At 60.8% G+C, this 14,599-nt stretch carries 11 protein-coding genes and 1 tRNA gene; 3 read left to right on the forward strand and 9 right to left on the reverse strand.

Going from position 1 to position 14,599, the window contains the following annotated elements:
- Positions 1-337 precede the first annotated feature (337 nt).
- The 9 genes from FYJ85_RS08735 to FYJ85_RS08775 all read right to left on the reverse strand — a co-directional run bounded on the left by FYJ85_RS08735 (position 338) and on the right by FYJ85_RS08775 (position 10,954).
- Positions 338-2,275: an acetylxylan esterase gene (locus FYJ85_RS08735; RefSeq protein ID WP_177996064.1), complete on the reverse strand. Its 1,938-nt coding sequence runs from the start codon at positions 2,273-2,275 to the stop codon at positions 338-340.
- Positions 2,276-2,362: 87 nt separating this feature from the next.
- A complete protein-coding gene (locus FYJ85_RS08740) occupies positions 2,363-3,139 on the reverse strand; it encodes a DUF1559 domain-containing protein (protein ID WP_154417931.1) in 777 nt (258 codons plus the stop codon).
- A gap of 352 nt (positions 3,140-3,491) precedes the next feature.
- Positions 3,492-4,934, reverse strand: a complete 1,443-nt coding sequence (locus FYJ85_RS08745) for an MFS transporter (RefSeq protein WP_154417933.1) — start codon at positions 4,932-4,934, stop codon at positions 3,492-3,494.
- Positions 4,935-4,938: 4 nt separating this feature from the next.
- Positions 4,939-6,999, reverse strand: a complete 2,061-nt coding sequence (locus FYJ85_RS08750; protein ID WP_154417935.1) for a hypothetical protein — start codon at positions 6,997-6,999, stop codon at positions 4,939-4,941.
- Between the two features lie 24 nt (positions 7,000-7,023).
- A complete protein-coding gene (locus FYJ85_RS08755; protein WP_154417937.1) occupies positions 7,024-7,782 on the reverse strand; it encodes a type II secretion system protein in 759 nt (252 codons plus the stop codon).
- A gap of 87 nt (positions 7,783-7,869) precedes the next feature.
- The gene (locus tag FYJ85_RS08760; RefSeq protein WP_106053555.1) at positions 7,870-9,012 is read right to left on the reverse strand and encodes a GntR family transcriptional regulator; all 1,143 of its coding nucleotides are present in this window, start codon (positions 9,010-9,012) and stop codon (positions 7,870-7,872) included.
- A gap of 460 nt (positions 9,013-9,472) precedes the next feature.
- Positions 9,473-9,548, reverse strand: a tRNA-Phe gene (locus FYJ85_RS08765).
- A gap of 95 nt (positions 9,549-9,643) precedes the next feature.
- Positions 9,644-10,309 carry an SGNH/GDSL hydrolase family protein gene (locus tag FYJ85_RS08770; protein WP_106054238.1) on the reverse strand — a complete coding sequence of 222 codons (666 nt, stop codon included), beginning with the start codon at positions 10,307-10,309 and terminating at the stop codon, positions 9,644-9,646.
- Between the two features lie 18 nt (positions 10,310-10,327).
- Positions 10,328-10,954, reverse strand: a complete 627-nt coding sequence (locus FYJ85_RS08775; protein ID WP_106054239.1) for an SGNH/GDSL hydrolase family protein — start codon at positions 10,952-10,954, stop codon at positions 10,328-10,330.
- 366 nt (positions 10,955-11,320) lie between these two features.
- On the opposite strand from FYJ85_RS08775, the gene FYJ85_RS08780 reads away from it, so the two are divergent.
- The 3 genes from FYJ85_RS08780 to FYJ85_RS24285 all read left to right on the forward strand — a co-directional run bounded on the left by FYJ85_RS08780 (position 11,321) and on the right by FYJ85_RS24285 (position 14,582).
- Positions 11,321-11,986 (forward strand): 3'-5' exonuclease, encoded by a 666-nt coding sequence (locus FYJ85_RS08780; protein ID WP_154417938.1) that lies wholly within the window; start codon positions 11,321-11,323, stop codon positions 11,984-11,986.
- The gene (gene rnhA / locus FYJ85_RS08785; RefSeq protein WP_106054242.1) at positions 11,983-12,453 is read left to right on the forward strand and encodes a ribonuclease HI; all 471 of its coding nucleotides are present in this window, start codon (positions 11,983-11,985) and stop codon (positions 12,451-12,453) included. Before FYJ85_RS08780 ends, rnhA begins: the two co-directional genes overlap by 4 nt.
- Positions 12,454-12,551: 98 nt before the next feature.
- Complete coding sequence (locus FYJ85_RS24285) at positions 12,552-14,582, forward strand: glutaminase family protein (protein WP_476756247.1); 2,031 nt, start codon at positions 12,552-12,554, stop codon at positions 14,580-14,582.
- Positions 14,583-14,599: the final 17 nt, after the last annotated feature.

Raw genomic sequence — 14,599 nt, forward strand, 5'->3', positions numbered from 1 at the left:
GGGGTGCCGACACGATCAGAAGCCAAGGCATGATTGCCGTCTTCGGCCGGACAACCATGTTTTAGAGGGAAACGCGCACATTATTAAAACGCTCCCCCGCTGTGCCATTGCTTCCGGGATGCACGCCCCTTGCGGGGCGCGGTCTTTCTGCGCGTTCGCGCATCAGACCGTGTACGCTGCGCGGCAAAATTTCATTTTGCTGATGCAGCTGTTTCGCTTCGCGTACAGATTGCCTCCGGCGGCCAAGGCGCTTCGCCCTTGGAACCCGACCGGCAAGGCGCCGGCGCCGTCGGCGGCTCCGCCGCCTTTAGCGGGTACGCAGTTACCTTCCGCCTTTTTACCTGCCCGTCTGCTCGATGATCTGCGGATTCGGCGGCACGTAACCGTGCGTCGACCCCTGGAACCAGCGGATCTTCTTCGGTGACTTGATGTTGTTGTAGAGAATCGCCACGCCGGAGGGCGGACACGTATAGTCGCCCAATCCCGCCCGCGTGATCTCCACCGGGCATTTGATCCGCTTCGCGTGGTTGATCGTGTCGTAATAGCCGAGCGCGTCGACGTACGGCGGGAACCAGCCGCGAATACGCCCCTTCGAGTCGCCCTTCATATCGCTGCACCACGGAATATCCGGCTTCGCAAGCGTGACGTCCGGATCAAGCCCGGCCGCCCAGACGGTTTGCAGTCCGCCCTGGCTGCCGCCCGCTGCCGTGAGGTTTTTCCCGTCCCACTGCGGCAGAGACTTCAGAAACTCGAGCGAACGCATGACCCGCATCGCCATCCCGTTGAAGTAAGCGGTTTCCGGATTCGAATTCTGCTTCGGGTCGAACGCATAAATCTGCCCGTTCGACTTGATCTCGTTCGTGAAGTTGTCGTAATATTCCTTCGGCTGGTTCAGCTTGAAGCCGTGCGCATTCACGTGGAAGACGATCCTGTCTTTGCTCCCGCCGGAAGGCGGAGTCTGCCGCGAAACGCCGTACCCCTGATAGTTGGCCTGGGCCGGCAGCGATTTTGCCTCCGCGCCGGCCGGAATGGTCAGATAACCGGTGACCGGGCGCGGCCCGGCACAGTCGACGGTGACCTCGTAGACATCGACCTCCGGAGTCGAAGTCGGCTGCTTCTCCATTTTGAACTTCATCGGAACCGCGGCGAGACGCTCCTTCTGCTTCTGCCAGAAAGCGTCGAAATCCTTCGGTTCCTCCGCCCCCGCAACCAGCTTTTCGGGCTGCACGCCGGCGCCGCCCTCAAAGGAGATATCCATGCTGCCGCCCCACATGTTCTTCGCGCGCAGCGGCGCGCCGTTCCGATCCACGAGACGGGCGATGATACGGACGAACCCGGGCTTGTCGATCGAGGTTTTGATCACAAGCGGTTCGCCGGAAACTTCAACCTTCCCTCTGTCGCTTTTGCCGTCGTCGCCGGTGCGCGACCATGCGAGGAAATACGGCACGGTCGGCTGCTGCCCCATCAGGTCGGCGGTGATGGTGAAGGTCATCTCCTCGCCGGGCGCATAGCTGAGCGGGTCCTTGTCGGTCACGCCGGTGACCCGGGTCCGGGCCGGATTCAGGGTGATGACCTCCCTGATCTTCAAGTCGTCAAACTGCCCGACGACATAGAGCTCGGCGTCGCTGTAATTTTTGCCGGAGGCCGTGAAGGTCCAGTCCGGATGCCCCTGCGGACTGCTGCCGATGCCGAGGTCGCAGTTCTGGTTCTGTCCCAGGTGGTTGAAGGCGAAGACAGTCTGCTTCTCCTGGAAATTGTGCACCTGCATCGAGCCGTAGGTGCCGCCGCCCGAAACCGAGTCGCCGAAATCGTACTGCGAATCGCTGGCGCCCGGAATCTGCTTCGCATTCCCGGCGCCGTAGTCGTTGCCCCAGAATTCAACATTTCCCCGGTCGAACCTGCCGGTCTTGACCCCTTCGACATTGGAGGAGACCTCGAGATTGTTCACATAAGTCTGGCTGATGCTGCCGCCGGGCGAGGGCACCGCGACGGCCGCAAGCGTCTCCGCAAACGGGTCCATGGCAGTGAATACCCAGCTCATTTTTCCGCTCCGGTCGGTGAGCTTCAGCAGGTAGCCGACCCGCTTGAGCTTGCCGTCCAGCGCTTCGGTGCGGTCGACCTGATAGCCGTCGGCGCCCCATCTGGTCGGGTTCAGCTTTGCGATGAGCTCGTACCCTTTCGCCTCCGGAACCAATTCGAGAAGCTCGGGAACTTCCGCCTGGAGCGTCGCGCCGCCGAGAACCGCCAGCGCCGTCATGCCGTACAACAGTTTCATAGAATCCCTCCTGGTTTCTCCAATATAGCCTTTGTCCATACGGTTTGCAAGCCGGAGAAAAACGGCGGGGAGGGTGGAATGCAAAAATTATTCCGAAAAATCTCGCGTGAATTCCGCCTGCCACTCGAGCCGCCTCCGCTTGCGCCGGAATGCCCGCACATGGCCGTCGAGAAATGCGACATTGTAATATCTGCCGTGTCCCCAGAAATAGCGGCCGTCGACGAATCCGCCGTAGCGCCAGTACGGATATTCACGGTCGTCGGTACGGTCGTTGAAACCGGTATCCTCGACGATGAAATACGAGCCGGGGGAACGGATGCTGCCGACACGGATTCCGCCGTCGTGAACGACATTGCCCGGCAGCACGAAACGGGCCAGCAGCACGGTCTGGTAGGAACCTGCCCGGGTCGGGCGGGCGAGATAGAGATTCTTCTCCTTCAGCGCGGAGCGGCAGCCGTCGTAACTCATCACCGCTGAGGGACAGGCCATCGCGCGCGGCACTCCTCCCGGATACGGCCCGGGCACGGGCGGATTGTACTGATCCGGATAATAAATCCCGCCGACCGGCAGATATCCCTTCAGCAGCTCCCAGAAAAAGCGGAATTCAGTCGAATACGAAGCATGTTTGTCTTCGATGATATAGTAGGGCAGATAGTCATTCCAGTCGTTGGCGTAAAATTGGACCGCCGTCCCGAACAGGGCCTGGTTCGAGCGGCAGTGGCTGCGACGCGCATTTTCCCGGGCGCGGCTGACCGCCGGCAGCAGCAGCGCGGCCAGGATCAGAACGATCAGCATGACGGCCAGCAGCTCCGTGAGCGTATACTCCCGCCGTCCGGCCATGCTTTGCCGCCGCAATGAATTCACCGGATTGCCCCTGACTCTCGATCATTCGTGATAAGAAAAGAACAATATAAAATGCGTTTCGGGTATTTGCAAGGCATTCGCACGATTTTCCGGCAAATTCACGGGGACCGGCTGCCGCCGGAGACTCGTGGGCGGATGCGGGACGGAATCAATCCATGCGCACAAGATCGGCATCGCAGTTGCAATCAGGTTGCGGCCGGGCTTGACAAGCTCGTGCGGAATCCGGTAAACGCGCAGCTTCTCCCTTCGGTTCGGGGGGACGTTTTCCGCCGATGCCCGCCGCCGAAACTGCCGGCGGAACGATGAACCGCCGGGCAGCCGGACCGGAAAAGCGGAAAAGGTCCGCAACGGCTCAGTCGGTGGGCGGCGGCGCGTAATGCCGGGGGCCGCCGAGCTGTTTCCAGCGGACGTAGACGAAAAGCAGCGCCAGCGTCGCGGCCACCGTGAAAATCGTATCCCAGATGAAGATGAAGCGGTAGCCGAAACGGTCGATCGCCACGCCGCCGAAGTAGTTCGCAAAGATCAGCAGGATGCTGTTCATCATCGCATTCGCACTGCTGAACTGACCGAATTTATCCGGCGGGAAAAGTTCGATGAACACCGGGCCGTTGCTGACGAACTGCACCGCATACACCACGGAAATGGCGATTCCGACCACAAAAAAAGTCGGGTAGTCCACCACGCCGAAATAGCCCCACACGTTTGCGGCGACCACAATGACGCCGCTTGCGACGAAGACCCGCAGCGGGTGCAGCCGGTCCATCAGGAAACCGGTCAGCACCACCACGCCGGCCGATACGACCGCTCCCGCCGCCATCACCTTGCCGAACTGTCCGGCGGTCATCTGCAGCTCCCTGGTTGCAAACAGCAGATTGAAGGTGCTGCGGCAGACCGTCGAGGCGTTGTTCAGTGCGGTTCCGAGGAACAGGAACGTGAAGAACCAGTGGCGGTAGCACTGCCGGAAATAGATGCCGATCCACTCCGCCGGCCGTTTCAGCAGCGGGCCCTCCGGCCGCCGCACCGTTTTGGGCGGCGGATATTCTCCCTCCTTCACAAAAAAGCACATCAGCAGAAAGCAGACCAGATACAGCAGCCCGATGCCGGTGAAAACCGCCGGAGCATAGTCGATGATATACGGCATCACGAAAAAGTTGAACAGGAATCCTCCGGCGGTTCCGGCCAGGTTCAGTGCCGCCATGAAACGCCCGATGAACCGGTGCGGAATCACATCTGCGAAGATGTAGTAGTAGATCGATCCGACGATCAGGTTGAAGAACTGGAACACCACCGAAAATATGCAGATCAGCAACACGCCGAGCGTATTGATGTCCGCTTCGGGAAAGAGGTTCGCATGTACGTACCCGGTGATCGGCGAAATCCATCCGATCAGGATCAGGAAAAACGTCACGAACGGCGTTGCGAAGAGCAGGTACGGAATCCGCCTGCCCCGGCGCGTCCGGGTCCGGTCGCTGGCCGTGGAGAGGATCGGGTTCATCACGAAATTCATCGCCGCCGGCACGCTGCCGACCACCAGGCCGATCAACGCGCCGGAAGCGCCGAAATGCTCCAGCGTCAGCGGCAGCAGCGTCGGGACCAGGCTGCCCAGCATCCCGAACACGGTGCCGCCGAGGATCACCCAGGCCGATACCACGATCACTTCGCCGAGCGAGTAGCGCAGCGTGCCGACCGTGTACGGCCGCTTCGGGTCGGAGGCGGCGGGCGGGCAGGGGCCGGGAACGGCCTCCGCCTTCAAGGGGTCGTCGGCCGCCTCCATCGTCAGAATGGCGTCGTTCATCGGATTACTGCCGGTTCAGCTCGACGATGTCGCTTGCAATATCGTTCCCGGTGAACCGGAATTCACCCGGTGCGCGCTGCTCCGTGTTTCCGGTGCGGCTGCGGAAAGTCAGACCTTCCGGCAGCTTCACCCGGAGCGTGCCGGCGGTCCGGCCCGGCCCGACCCCGGCCAGCAGCAGCCGGTAATTGCCGTTGCCGTCCGTGAAGCAGCGCGCCCGGAACTTCCCCTCGGATTCGACGATTTCAACCGCCGGGCCATCCGCCTCCGCCATCAGGAAAGGCTCGAGCTTTTTGAGTTCGCCGGCGGCCATGCATGCGTCGCGCCAGCGCTTCTCCGCCAGCTCCGGCTCGGCTTCGGTCCCGGCCGGACCGCGGAAGAAGTCGAAGTAACTGTAAAAAACGAATCCCTTTCCCCCGTGGATGGCCTGCACCAGCGCCAGAGAAAGCATCTCCTCGCCGGTCGGGTCGCGGTAGTCGGCGGCTTTTTCCGCCGGGGAATAGATATTCAGATTGTGCGCCTGCGGCACGTTCCAGGTCGGAATCCCGGTCGCTTCAGCCAGCCCCATCAGCCGGTCGATTGAAGTCATATGGTGGTCGTATCCCTCCGAAATCCGGGAAATCGGATACTGGTCGCCGCCGAACAAGTCCAGCATCGGCAGATAATCCTCCACATTGGGCTGGTAGAAGACCGCCCAGGTCGGATGGTCCGGGTCGAGCCGGTTCACAAGTTCGCGCCGTCGGGTCATGATATCGACCCAGTCCGCCATCTTCTCGTCGCAGGTGTACCATGCCAGCAGGGCGGGGTGGCTGCGGAAGGCTTCGACATAACGCTTCACGGTCTCGTCGGCCCCCTTCAGATCGCGGTAGACGTAATCGTCCGGGCCAAGCGGGTTGGAGCGGTACACGTCCTTGATCGAAAAGAGGATCTTGAGGCCGTTGGCGTGAAGTTCGTCCAGCGCCAGCTTCACCGCCTCGAAGGGAGCCCGATTGCCGCCGACTTCGCCGTCCGGACCGAGCTGCATGCTGCCGTAGGGCATCACGCAGTTGAAGGGGCTCTCCGCAATGCGCTTCACGTCCCGGCGGGTCAATTCCCCGGTATAGAGGCCGAGCGGCATATAGGGTTTCCCATCCACGATCGCCCGTCCCCGGGCGTCGATCACGCAGTTGCCCGGCAGCGCTTTTCCGAACCGTTTCCGGATCTTCACCGGCATCTCCTTCCAGGCCAGGATCAGGCGGTTGGCCGGATCGAGCAGCCGGGCCCGCAGAAGGCCGTCCCCTTCCGGGAGCGCAGGCAGTTCGGTTTCGGCGATCCGTCCCTTCACCGGGACGGTGCGAAGCACAGTGCGGCCGGCCGTTTCGAGCCGGAGTTCAAGCGTCTGTTCCGGCGACGGCGTCACGCCCTCCGGCAGTTGAAAACTCCCTGTGCAATGCGAGAAGAAACGCAGCACGCCGCCTTCCGCATCGATCAGGTTGTGGGTCGGATAGACCGGATGCAGCTTCCAGCGCGGCCCCAGCTCCTCCACGAACACGTGGTCGAACCAGACCTTTCCGGTTGCGCCGCGCGGCATCATCAGATGGATCACAAACGTGCACTGCTTCTCCTGCGGCGCGACGGTGACCGTGTATTCCATCGGTGTCCAGCCGCACACCTTGTCGGCGCTGGTCGGACACTCGACATTGCGCAGCCATCTGCCGTCCGCGTCATAGAGTTCGACGACGATCCCGGCGTAACCGCCTTTGATCGCTTCGATGCGGACGGTTCCGCCGAAACGGTAGGTACTGCCCGCCTTCAGCGGCAGCGAACGGCTGACCAGCGTATAGTTGTCCGGGTCGGTGCGTTCGTAGCAGAGCGCCGGGCTGCCGTTGACTCCGGCATTGGCGGCCACCCGGACCGCCCTGCCGTCGATGTTCCGCCAGCCGTTGGCGCCGGACGGGAATTCGCCGTCGGCCAGCACGAATCCGGCGCTGCGGTCAGTCTGGCCGCTCAGGTCGCGCCAGCCGTCGGTTTCGGCCGCGACGGCCGCGACAGTCGCCAGCATCATCAGAAAGAGCATGAGATGTTTCATCGGATCAACCTTTTTCCCGCCGGATTATTTGTAGTAAAAATTGCCGTTCCACTGCTGCGGACCGCAGAGATACTGCTTCTTGTCGGCCATCAGCGCCTGCCGCGTCATATTCCGGGCGCTGCCGTCGAGCAGTCCGGCGTTCACCGAGACGCCGCTGTGCCGCGCCGCCATCGGGTACCAGCTGCTCGCTTCCAGGCCGGGGATGTGGAATGCGCCTTCGCTGCACGAGCCGGGCTGGAAAAACTCCCCGTTGTACTGGTCGCTGATCGTCCCCGGCGGCGTATCCGCGAAGTAGAGCGGCAGCCCGCGCCCCTCCTGCCGGACGAAATTCAGGATGCTCGACAGCTTGTGCATGGTGCCTCTGTCGTCCTTCGCCTCCCACTGGTAGCCGAAGGTGGACATGTTCAGGCCGATCGCGATGCTGTTCTGATCGGGGTACATCGGGTCGTGTTCCCACCATGCCGCCAGCGGCTCCGTGGGGCACAGGAAGGACTTCGGGCTGAATCCGTAAGCCGCGTTCAGGTAGACTGACCAGCTGACGGTGTCGCCGGCATTCAGGCCGTTCCGGGCGGCCGGCAGCGCGGCCACCCGGCCGAGACAGTAATCGTCGTTGTCCGCCTGATACATGGTGGCCGGCATGAAAATCTGCTTGATATTGCTGAGGCATGAAATCGACTGCGCCCTTTCGCGCGCTTTGTTCAGGGCGGGCAGCAGCATCGCGGCCAGAATTGTGATAATCGCGATCACGATCAGCAATTCAATCAGCGTGAAGTTCCTTTTCATGGATCAGAATTCCTTCGGGTTTAGGGTGATATCGTTACATTCCATATGGAGAAACAACTGTTTTCAGGCAGGGGGAGGGGCCGCTTTTCAACGTAGGCGCGGCCCGTCGGTTCTGACCACGAACTCCCGGGCCGGAACCACGATCGAACGGTAGAAATCCGGGTTCGGCGCAAGGTGGATCTCCGACATCAGCTTGACGATCGCCCGGAATTCGCTGCTCAGCGGATGAGTGACCGCATTGCAGATAAAGCGTTCCTTGAACTCCGGCACCTGGCTGAGGAGATTGTCGTAGCTGATCAGCTGAACTTCGCGTCCCGGCTTCAGGCCGTGTTCGTAGAGGACGTCCAGCACGCCGACCGTCACGTAATCCGAGAGCGAGATGATCGCCGTGTCGCATTTGAATTCCTTCAGGAACATCTTGCCGTATTCGCGGCCGCAGAGGATCTGGAAGTGGAAGTAGTCGCCGGACGGAACCGGGAAACAGAGGTTTTCCCGGCCGAAACCGCACAGCTCGGCCGCATCGCAGAGCGCTTCGTAACGATGTTCCGCAGTGGACAGATTCGGTACACCGACCGCCATTGCCTTGCGGAACCCGCGCTCCATCAGGAACTCCAGCGCCCGGCGGAATCCGGGGCGGTAGTCGAAGAACACCTGATGCCACGGACCGAACACGAATTCGTCGTCGCCGAAAAGGATCACTTCGCCGGGGAAATTCCGCAGTGCATCCGCCGCGACCTGCCGGTATCCGGCTTCGGCGATGATATAATCGAAACGGCTCAGCTCCATTTCGAGCAGCGGACAATTTTCGACCTTCGGCAGCTGCTCGCTGTGGAACTCGACCGACAAACCGGCATCTTCGAGGACCTGCCTGAGCAGCGACCGCGAATTCCGGCACAGAATGCTGTTGAGCGACGGAATCTCATGATTCAGCGATTCGAAGTAGAAAAAACCGATGCGGCTGTGCGGCGGCAGTCCCATATTGCCGCGCACGAAGCTGCCGGAGCCGCGCACCCGGCGGATCAGCTTCAGGTCGGCCAGGTGTTGCAGCGCCCGGTGGACGGTTTTCTCGGAAACCCGGTAGCGGGAAGCAAGTTCCGCCGTGCCGGGCAGTTCCACGCCTGCGGCCAGCTGGCTGCCGACGATATGAGCCTCGAGCGCCTTCACGATATCCTGGCACCGATATTTCCGCCCGGTTTCCTCGGTTTTGATTTCCGCCGTCTGCATCATCATCGAATTCCTGTCCGTTTACGACCGCCTGCGGTCAATTCCGTTTGTCAGCACGCTATAATTATGACCGATTCCGGGAGAAAAAACAAGTGCCGCGGACAGCAAAACTGTCCGGCTGTGGACAATCATACGGAACTTGTAGACAATTTTCCGGCCAATACGGTTTCCGGCAATCCCGGATCCGTGACGGTCGTCTTGAGACGAAAAGGGACTCCGTGTCCATTCCGGAGTCTCCTTTTTCGTGTTGAAACCGCTTGATTCAGCACAATTTATCTGGGCAGCAGAATCGCGCCTTTCCGGTTCCGTCCCGGACAACCGTGATTTCCGGCCGGCAAAACGCTGTCTTATCGATACTTTATCGAAGCGGAGGAACGGTATTTCCTCATCATATCCGGATCTGCTCGATCCATCGTTCGGAAGCTGTTTGAGGGGAGGGGGAATCCCCGAAAGAAGGCAAAAATAATGGTGGCCGGACCCAGAATCGAACTGGGGACACGGGGATTTTCAGTCCCCTGCTCTACCGACTGAGCTATCCTGCCACCTTAAAACGTCAGCACTTATCGTTCTGACATTTTATAATAAACACCGATTTTTGAAAAAGTCAAATTATTTTTGAAGAGATTTTTCACTTTTTTCACTTCGCCGCTTTCGCTTTCAGGGGAGCTTCAAGAACGGTGAAGGCCGCGTCCGCAATCGCCGCCATGCCGCGGTCACCCGGATGCCAGTTGACGCCGCCGTTCGTGAAATGTCCTTCGCTGCCGGCTTTGTTCTCCGGATTGGCTGCCAGCGGCGCCAGATCGACCGCCAATGCGTTGTTCTCCTTCGCTGCCGCCTGAATCATTTCATTCAGCTTGCCGCCGCCCCAGTTGGTCAGGCAGACGATAATCGGGTCGCGGTCTCCGCGGAGATCCCTGATCATCTGCGCATAGTTGTTCTGGAACTCCTCGGCGTTCTGTTTGCCGCGGTAGTTGTCCGAAATCTGAATCACAATGACGTCCGCATCGTTGTCCGACAGATGTTCCCAGCCTTTCATCTGCTTTTCATTGCTCAGATTGGCCAGCTGCAGTTCCGGCGCTTTCGCCTGGCCGACCGCATCGCTGATTTTCTTATGGAGCAAATGGGCGTAATCCTTATCACGGCTGGTCGCCGCCATGCCCCAGTCGGAGTTCCAGCCGAGCTGCGGCGCCGCTCCGTGCCGCATGATGCTGTTGCCGATGATCATGACCTTTTTGATCTCCTGCGCCTGCACTCCGGCGAGCATCAGTGCGGAACAGACGAACAATAAACCCTTTTTCCACATTTTCCACCTCCCGATTGGTTATTTGACGAGCGATTCCAGAATCGCTTCGGCTATTTTCCGCATGCCCCGGTCGCCCGGCATATCGCCGAGCTTCGGGAATTTCCCTTCCGCGGCGGCGTGGTTGGCCGGATCGGCGTAAATCTCCCGCAGCGAAACATAAATCGCGTTCCGGTTCTCCGCCGCCTTGCGGATGACCGGTTCGAGCTGTATGTTTTTCCACGGCCCGACACAAACCACGGTCTTCCGGCCGTTTTCGCAAAGTTCGTCGATCATCTGCTCGTAAGCCCCCTGATACTCTTCGAGCGAAACGCCGCCCTGATAGTTCTCGCTGAGCTGGATCACGATCAGGTCCGCGCTGCACGGGATCAGGTGGACCCAGCCGGTCATTGTATCCTGGTACATGATGCTGTCCACCGTCAGCTTGAGCTCCGGCGAATTTTTGCGGAGCTCCGCGCCGAGGCGGTGTACGTAATCGTTCTCCTTCGCCGTCGCCGCCATTCCCCAGTTGTGGTTCCAGCCCTGCGCCGGAATCGGTGCGCACAAGCTGATCGCATCCCCGATCACCAGCATCTCCTTATATTGCGGCGCGCTCGCGCAGCCTGCCAGAACCAGCGCCAGAAGCGCCCCTGCAACCAATGTTTTCATCGTTGGACTCCGTATCGATAAAATTGAAGATAACCAGTTAACTATACTGCGGACTCATTTTTTTGCAAATTCGGTTTTCGGAAATCTTTCAAATTTCTCTCCCCGGATTTGAGAATCGCCGGGATGAGATTCACGGTAAGGCGAACGGAGAAAATCAAAACAGTCCGATCACCGGCAGATATCCGGTAAGACATCTTGCTTTTCCGTTGCCGGCCGTTCCGCCGGAGGTTCTGGAATTTCGCGCAGACCGATATGCGGCGGCTCCGGTTATCGGAGCCGATTCCGGCCGATTCCGGCAAATAAAACCCTTTGCCGCTTGCAAAAACGCCGAAGACGGGTATTTTATCCGGAAAGCTGATTCGATTCATGATTCATCCTGTTGCCGGATATGCGCGGCGACAACAACCGCAGTTCCTGTTTGCACCTATGATTCTCGCGCTCGATTTTGAAACGGCCAACGGCGATGCCGGCAGCATCTGTTCGGTCGGCATCGCTTCGCTCGGCGGCGGCGGTGAGATCGAACGCGAGGAGATCCTGATCCGTCCGCATGACTCCTGCAGCCGTTTCAGCTGTTTCAACGTCATGATTCACGGCATCCGGCCGGATATGGTGCGCAACGCTCCGGAGTGGAGTGACGTCTGGCCGCGAATCGCCGGCCGGTTCGCCGGAAATGTCGTCGCGGCGCACAATGCCGCCTTCGACATCGGCGCTTTCCGGCGCGTCATGGAGCTGTATGAACTGCCGTTGCCGGAATTTCCGTACTTCTGCACCTGCAAACTCGCGCGCCGCCTCTGGCCCGGACTCGAGAATCATCGGCTCAACACGCTTTGCGACTACCTCGGGTTCCGGTTTGAACACCATCAGGCCGGAGAGGACGCGGCCGCCGCCGCTTTCATCGTCCGCAGGATGCTCGAAGCGACCGGCGCAGCCGACTGGCGGGAACTGCTGGAGAAGCTGCGGATCAACCCGGGGCTCGTTTCGCCCCGGGGCTGCGTCGGCTGCCGGGTCGTTCCGAAGGGGAAATCGCGGTGAAAGAGATCGTCATCTATACAGACGGGGCCTGCAAGGGAAATCCCGGTCCCGGCGGATGGGGCGCAATTCTCGAATATGGAGTTCACCGCAGGGAATTGTGCGGCGGCTTCGCGCCGACCACGAATAACCGCATGGAACTCTATGCCGCAATTGCGGCGCTCGACGCACTGCGCGAACCGTGCCGGGTGACGCTTTACTCCGATTCGAGCTATCTGGTCAACGCCGTGGCGAAAGGGTGGCTGGCGCGCTGGTGCCGGAACAACTGGCGCAGGGCGGACAGGCAGCCGGTCGCCAATGCCGATCTCTGGCGGCGGCTGCAGGAGCTGCTCGGAATTCATCTGGTAACTCCGGTCTGGGTCAAGGGACACGCCGACAACGCCGGCAATGCGCGCTGTGACGAACTCGCCTCCGGAGCCGCGCTCCGGCCCGGCCTGCCGCCGGATACGGGCTTTGCTGCCGCAGAATGATTATTTGTCACATCAAATTGACAATTTAACGCATTTATAATTCGGCCCGGGCGTATATATTACATCATAATTCTTTCAACAGGGCATTTACGAAGGAGATATTTGTCATGAGCCGGAAATCCCCGCTTCGCTACCCCGCCGTGCCGCTGGTCGTTCACGATCCTTACTTCAGCATCTGGTCGTTCGACGATACGCTGAACGGCCATTGGCACCACCACTGGACCGGCAGCAACATCGGTCTGGGGGGCCTGATCCGGATCGACGGAAAAACGTTCACCTGGAGCGGCGGGGAGCAGGTTGCCCCGCTTCTGCCGCAAACCTCATGCCGGGTGCTGCCGACCCGGACCGTCTACACCTTCGAAGGGGAGGGAATCCGTCTCACGGTCACCTTCCTGACCCCGGCGCTGCCGCATCGGCTCGAGGTGCTGTCCCGGCCGCTCACCTATCTGGTTTTTCGCGTCGATTCGACCGACGGCCGCGCGCACAGCTGCGAAGTCTATTTCGACTGCGGCGGCGAACCCTGCGTGGACCGGCCCGGCGACCAGGTCGTCTGGAGCCGCTACCATCACAATGCGTTCGAGCTTCTGAGTTTCGGGGCGGCGAACCAGCAGCCGCTCCTGCGCAGCGGCGACGATCTCCGCATCGACTGGGGACATTTCTATCTCGGAGCGCCGCATCGGTTCGGGGCGCAGACCGCAATCGACGAGAACCGGATTCTCCGCGGCCGGTTCGCGGCCGAGGGCAAGCTGCCTGATTCCGACAACCTCGACATGCCGCAGCGGGCCAACCAGAACTGGATTGCGCTGGCGCTGGCGCTTCCGCTGGCCGTTCCGGCCGCCGGCTCCGCCGAAGCGTGGGCTGTCCTGGCCTACGACGACGTGCTGTCGATCGAATACCTGCACCGGCGGCTGCCGGCCTACTGGCGCTGCAAGGTTTCGAGCTTCAGTGAACTGCTGACCCTTGCGGCCGACGAGTTCGATGCGCTTCGCCGGGAGTGCGAAGCGTATGATGAAATGCTGATGGCCGATGCCGAACGGGCGGGCGGCAGCGAGTACGCCGAAATCTGCGCGCTTTCGTTCCGGCAGTCGATCGCGGCGCACAAGCTTGTCGCCGACATAGACGGTACGCCGCTCTTTTTCTCGAAGGAGAATTTTTCAAACGGCTGCATTGCGACGGTCGACGTGACCTACCCCTCGGCGCCGCTCTATCTGCTGACTGCTCCGGCGCTGCTGAAGGGGATGCTGATTCCGATCCTCGACTATGCGGAGACCGGCCGCTGGAAGTTCCCGTTTGCGCCGCACGATCTCGGCACTTATCCGCTCGCGAACGGCCAGGTCTACGGCGGCGGCGAGCGCACGGATGACAATCAGATGCCGGTCGAGGAGTGCGGCAACATGCTGCTGCTCGCCGGCGCGCTGGTCGAATTCGGAGGCGATCTCGATTTTGCGAGGCGCTACCGGGAGACCCTGAAGCTCTGGGCCGACTATCTGCTGGACAAGGGGTACGATCCCGAGAACCAGCTCTGCACCGACGACTTCGCCGGCCACCTCGCTCACAATACGAATCTGTCGCTGAAGGCGATCCTCGCACTCGGCGCCTGGGCGGCGGTCGAGAAGAAGCTCGGGAACGCGGCGGAGTCGAAGAAGTACCGCGCCGCCGCCGAGGAGGCCGCGAAACGCTGGAAAAACGACGCTTGCGACGAGTCCGGCTTCTACCGCCTCGCCTTCGACCGCCCCGGCAGCTGGAGCCAGAAATACAACCTCGTCTGGGACCGGCTGCTCGGACTCGGACTTTTCCCGGCCGACATTGCCGAAACCGAAATGGCGCACTACCGGAAAATCCAGACCCGCTACGGCCTGCCGCTCGACAGCCGCAGGAGCTACACGAAATTCGACTGGATCGTCTGGTGCGCGGTGCTGACCGGGAAACGCGACGACTTCGAAGCGCTGGTCGCCCCGCTTTACACCTGGCTCGACGAAACGCCGACCCGCGTACCGCTCTGCGACTGGTATGAGACGGAAGACGGCAGGCAGGTCGGTTTCCAGGCGCGTTCGGTGGTCGGCGGCGTCTTCATCGGAATGCTGGCCGACCCGGAGCTCCGGAAGAAATATCTGGCGCTCTGCCGGTAAGAGCATCGGGAAATTCT

Origin of the sequence: Victivallis lenta, assembly GCF_009695545.1 — a bacterium.
GTDB classification, from domain to species: Bacteria; Verrucomicrobiota; Lentisphaeria; order Victivallales; family Victivallaceae; genus Victivallis; species Victivallis lenta.

Coding starts and splice junctions, on each gene's coding strand:
- FYJ85_RS08770 (WP_106054238.1), bottom strand. CDS start 10,309: ATGTGGAAAAAGGGTTTATTGTTCGTCTGTTCCGCACTGATGCTCGCC.
- FYJ85_RS08745 (WP_154417933.1), bottom strand. CDS start 4,934: ATGAACGACGCCATTCTGACGATGGAGGCGGCCGACGACCCCTTGAAG.
- FYJ85_RS08750 (WP_154417935.1), bottom strand. CDS start 6,999: ATGAAACATCTCATGCTCTTTCTGATGATGCTGGCGACTGTCGCGGCC.
- FYJ85_RS08735 (WP_177996064.1), bottom strand. CDS start 2,275: ATGAAACTGTTGTACGGCATGACGGCGCTGGCGGTTCTCGGCGGCGCG.
- FYJ85_RS08755 (WP_154417937.1), bottom strand. CDS start 7,782: ATGAAAAGGAACTTCACGCTGATTGAATTGCTGATCGTGATCGCGATT.
- FYJ85_RS08780 (WP_154417938.1), top strand. CDS start 11,321: ATGATTCATCCTGTTGCCGGATATGCGCGGCGACAACAACCGCAGTTC.
- FYJ85_RS08760 (WP_106053555.1), bottom strand. CDS start 9,012: ATGATGATGCAGACGGCGGAAATCAAAACCGAGGAAACCGGGCGGAAA.
- FYJ85_RS08775 (WP_106054239.1), bottom strand. CDS start 10,954: ATGAAAACATTGGTTGCAGGGGCGCTTCTGGCGCTGGTTCTGGCAGGC.